Below are 4,335 nucleotides of genomic sequence, written 5' to 3' on the forward strand. Positions count from 1 at the left end.
CCAAGGCACCCAACGCCTTCCAGTCGCCTGCCTATTGGTGCATTCTGCCGCCCAATATTTTTCTAATCATTTCAAACCTTAAACCTCTGACTGGAAACCTCGCCTATGTATGCCTACATGCTTATGGCCGCGATCTTCGTGCTCGGCTATCTATGCATCGCCTTCGAACACCCACTGAAAATCGACAAAGCCGCCTCGGCGCTGCTCACCGCAGTGCTGGCCTGGACGGTGTTGGTGCTAAGCGCCGACAGCATCCTGCCGCTGATTGAAGCCGGTGCCCACGCGACCAATAATACCGACTTGGTGGTTGGCGAACTGCGTCACCACCTCGGTGAAATCTCCGAGATCCTGTTCTTCCTGATGGGCGCCATGACCATCGTCGAACTGATCGACGCCCACGAAGGTTTCAAGGTCATCACCGACCGCATCCGCACCACCAAACGTGTGCACCTGCTGTGGCTGGTGGGGCTGATCACCTTCTTCCTGTCTGCCGCGCTGGACAACCTGGCCACCACCATCGTCATGATCTCCTTGCTGCGCAAGCTGATCGACGACAAGCAGGAGCGCTGGTTCTACGCCGGCATCGTGGTGATCGCCGCCAACTCCGGCGGCGCCTGGTCGCCGATTGGCGACGTGACCACCACCATGCTGTGGATCGGCAACCAGATTACCGCCACCGGCATCATCTATAAGCTCTTCCTGCCGAGCCTGATCTGCCTGCTGGTACCGCTGATCATCATGAGCTTCGTGCTCAAGGGCGATATCAAACTGCCCAAGGTCAAGGAAAGCCGCGAAAGTCGTCGTGACCCGACCACCCCCTTCGAGCGCAACCTGGTGTTCTGCCTTGGCCTAGGCGCACTGGTATTCGTGCCGGTGTTCAAGACCATCACCCACCTGCCGCCATATATGGGCATCCTGTTCGGCCTCGGCATTCTCTGGGTCACCACCGAAATCATTCACCGCAGCAAGAACAGCGAAGACAAGGATCCGCTCTCGGTGGTCGGCGTACTGCGCCGTATCGACGTCACCAGCGTGCTGTTCTTCCTCGGCATCCTGCTGGCGGTGTCCAGCCTGTCCACCGCCGGCCACCTGACCCAGGTCGCGGCTTACCTGAAGGACAGCCTGGGCAACGTCTACACCATTGCCATGTCCATCGGCCTGCTCTCCGCCGTAGTGGACAACGTGCCCATGGTCGCCGGTGCGATGAAGATGTACCCGCTGATCGGCCCCGACGCATTGGCGGCAGCCGGCGGCAATGGTTGGCTGGGCAATTTCGTGGTCAACGGCAACTTCTGGGAAATGCTGGCGTACTGTGCCGGCACCGGTGGTAGCTGCCTGATCATCGGCTCGGCCGCCGGCGTGGCGGCCATGGGTATGGAGAAGATCAACTTCATCTGGTACGTCAAATACATCAGCGGCCTGGCCTTTGCCGGCTATATCGCCGGCGCCCTGAGCTACATCGCCCTGTTCGCCAGCTGACAGCCAACGCCTGACGGCTTAAGGTAAGGGGCGCTCACCCTGCAGCGCCCCTTACCTTGCGACAGGAACACTCGGCCCGATGGACGTGAGCAAGACCAAAACCAGTTTCTACCGACGCCTCTATGTGGCCTGGCTGATCGACAGCGGCAGCGCCTGCAGCGTGCCAGCCCTGATGGCCGCCACCGGCATGCCCAGACGCACCGCCCAGGACACCCTGGCCGCACTGGCCGATCTGGATATCGACTGCGTCTTCGTCCAGCAGCCGGGCGAGCGCAACAACGCCGGGCACTACGCCATTCGCGACTGGGGCGCGATCGACCCGCAGTGGGTCGCCGCCAACCTGGCGCCCATCAAGGCCATACTCGGCTATCCCTGAGCAAGAGGCTCGCCATGCGCAGTTCCCACCGACTGTTAGGCGTAATCGGGTTTCTCCTGGGCCTGTTCCTGCTGTTCGAAGCACTGGGCATCCGGGCGCAGTTCAGCCTGCAAGCCCTACAAAGTCTGATCCTCATGCATCCGGTCATCGGCCTGCTGCTGTTCATCCTGCTGTTCGCCCTGGGCAACCTGATCCAGATTCCCGGCTGGATCTTCCTCGCCGCCGCGGTGCTGGCGCTGGGCCGGGTCTATGGCGGTATCGCCACCTACCTGGCCGCCATCGTCTCCTGCGTGTTCACCTTCCTGACCATCCGCTACCTGGGCGGCAACGCCTTGCGCGAACTCGACAGCCGCCTGGCCCAGCGCCTGCTGGCCGGCCTCGACCGCCACCCGCTGGCCAGCATCGTCATCCTGCGCATGCTGTTCCAGACGGTGCCGGCGCTGAACTACAGCCTCGCCCTGTCCGGCGTACCCTTTCGCACCTACCTGCTCGGCACCCTGCTCGGCCTGCCGCTGCCGATCTCACTGTACTGCCTGTTTTTCGATTACTTGGCGATGTGGCTGAATATCACTTAGCCGGCCACTGGCTCGGCGCATAACATCGAACACACGCTTTTTCAGCACGGCCGCAGCAGCTATGGGAAAATGCCGCGTTCCGCCCCTGCCGAAAGCACCAGCATGTCATCGCCGACCCAACGCCCCAACCGTAAACCCACAGCTCCGCGCCCTCCGGCCGCGGCCAAGGCCGATGCCGGCAAGGGCCAGTTGCACCCGCGCAACCGCCATCAGGGCCGTTACGACTTCCCCGCGTTGATCAAGACCAGCCCGGAGCTGGCGGCCTTCGTGATTCTCAATCCGTACGGCAAGGAAAGTATCGACTTCGCCAACCCGGCGGCGGTCAAGGTGTTCAACCGGGCGCTGCTCAAGCAGTTCTACGGCATCGCCCATTGGGATATTCCGGCGGACTACCTGTGCCCGCCGATTCCGGGGCGCGCCGACTACCTGCATTACCTGGCCGACCTGCTGGCCAGCGGCAACGGCGGCGAGATCCCGCGCGGGGCGCAGGTGCGCGCCCTGGATATCGGGGTGGGAGCCAACTGCATCTACCCGCTGCTGGGCAACCGCGAGTACGGCTGGCAGTTTCTCGGCTCGGACATCGCCGCCAGCGCCATCGCCGCGGCCAAAACCATAGTGCAGGCCAATCCCGGTTTGGCCGGCGCCATCGAACTGCGTCAGCAGACCGACGCCACGCATATTTTCCAGGGGTTATTACAGAGCGATGAGCGCTTCGACCTGACCCTGTGCAACCCGCCCTTCCACTCCAGCGCCGAAGAGGCCAGCAGCGGCAGCAAGCGCAAGTGGCGCAACCTGGGCAAGCTCGACCCCAAGCGCAAACTGCCGCTGCTGAATTTCGGCGGCCAGGCCGCGGAGTTGTGGTGCCAGGGCGGCGAGGCGGCCTTCGTCACCCGTCTGATCGCCGAAAGCGTCGAGGTCAGCCAGCAGGTGCTCTGGTTCAGCAGCCTGATCTCCAAGGCCAGCAACCTGCCCGGCGTCTATGCCGCACTGAAAAAAGCCGGCGCGCTGGAAGTACGCACCGTGGAAATGGCCCAGGGCCAGAAGCAGAGCCGCTTCGTCGCCTGGACCTTCCTCACGCCGCAGCAGCGACAGGACTGGCGGCAAGAACGCTGGAAGTAGCGCCGTCAGCTGTAGGCGTCTCCTCTGCTCTGACCCAACAACCCCTGAGTCATTCGTTTTATGGGTTATGAGGTTTTCTGCAGGGGCTCACAAACCCACAGACACACTGGTCTCTAGCCGTAGGGCGGGTGCAACCCGCCGTGCCTTGCATGCGACCTCTGCCCTGGCGGGCTGCCGCCCTACGGGACTTTCCCGGATTGCAGCCGGGCGATGAAAATACCGTTCACTTGGCTTGGCTGGTTCCCGGCGCGTGCCGTTGCAGTTGCTCGAACAGGCTGTCGACCGCCACGGCCAGCAGGCCGATCAGGATCGCGCCCTGCAGGATGAAGGCCGTGTTACCGGTCACCAGCCCCGAGATCACCGGGTCGCCCAGGGTGCTGGCGCCAATGGTGGAGCCGATGGCCGCGGTGGCGATGTTGATGGTCACCGAGGTACGGATGCCGGCCAGGATCACGTTCAGCGCCAGCGGCAATTCCACCCACCAGAGCACCTGCAGCGGCGCCATGCCCATGCCGCGCGCCGCCTCCAGCACCGCCGGATCGATGCCGCGCAGGCCCGCCAGGCTGTTGCGCAGAATCGGCAGCAGGCCATAGAGCATCAGGGCGAACAGGGTCGGCCCGCTGCCGAAGCCGAGCGCCGGCACTGCCAGGGCCAGCACCGCGACCGGCGGTATGGTCTGGCCGATCGAGGCGACCTGGCTGACCAGCGGCAGAAAATCAGCGCCCCAGCGCCGGGTCACCATGATCGCCGCGCCCACCCCGACCAGGCTGGAGACGCAGGCCGCCA

General features: G+C 63.7%; 5 protein-coding genes. 4 read left to right on the top strand and 1 reads right to left on the bottom strand.

The features are described from left to right. The first annotated feature begins 105 nt into the window (after positions 1-105). From nhaD to rlmF, 4 genes are all read left to right on the top strand, one after another. Complete coding sequence (gene nhaD, locus ABZE94_RS20715) at positions 106-1,479, top strand: sodium:proton antiporter NhaD (protein ID WP_372878007.1); 1,374 nt, start codon at positions 106-108, stop codon at positions 1,477-1,479. A 79-nt stretch (positions 1,480-1,558) separates the two neighbouring features. Continuing rightward, the gene (locus ABZE94_RS20720) at positions 1,559-1,855 is read left to right on the top strand and encodes a helix-turn-helix domain-containing protein (protein WP_372878009.1); all 297 of its coding nucleotides are present in this window, start codon (positions 1,559-1,561) and stop codon (positions 1,853-1,855) included. A gap of 14 nt (positions 1,856-1,869) precedes the next feature. Further along, positions 1,870-2,430, top strand: coding sequence for a VTT domain-containing protein (locus ABZE94_RS20725; protein WP_372878010.1), 561 nt, complete (start codon positions 1,870-1,872; stop codon positions 2,428-2,430). Positions 2,431-2,532: 102 nt separating this feature from the next. After that, complete coding sequence (rlmF, locus tag ABZE94_RS20730; protein ID WP_372878012.1) at positions 2,533-3,549, top strand: 23S rRNA (adenine(1618)-N(6))-methyltransferase RlmF; 1,017 nt, start codon at positions 2,533-2,535, stop codon at positions 3,547-3,549. 223 nt (positions 3,550-3,772) lie between these two features. Here the strand turns inward: rlmF and ABZE94_RS20735 are convergent. Continuing rightward, positions 3,773-4,335 (bottom strand): ABC transporter permease (locus ABZE94_RS20735; protein ID WP_372878014.1); only part of this gene is annotated, 563 nt, incomplete at its 5' end.

Source organism: Pseudomonas sp. (assembly GCF_041601375.1).
Classification (GTDB): domain Bacteria; phylum Pseudomonadota; class Gammaproteobacteria; order Pseudomonadales; family Pseudomonadaceae; genus Aquipseudomonas.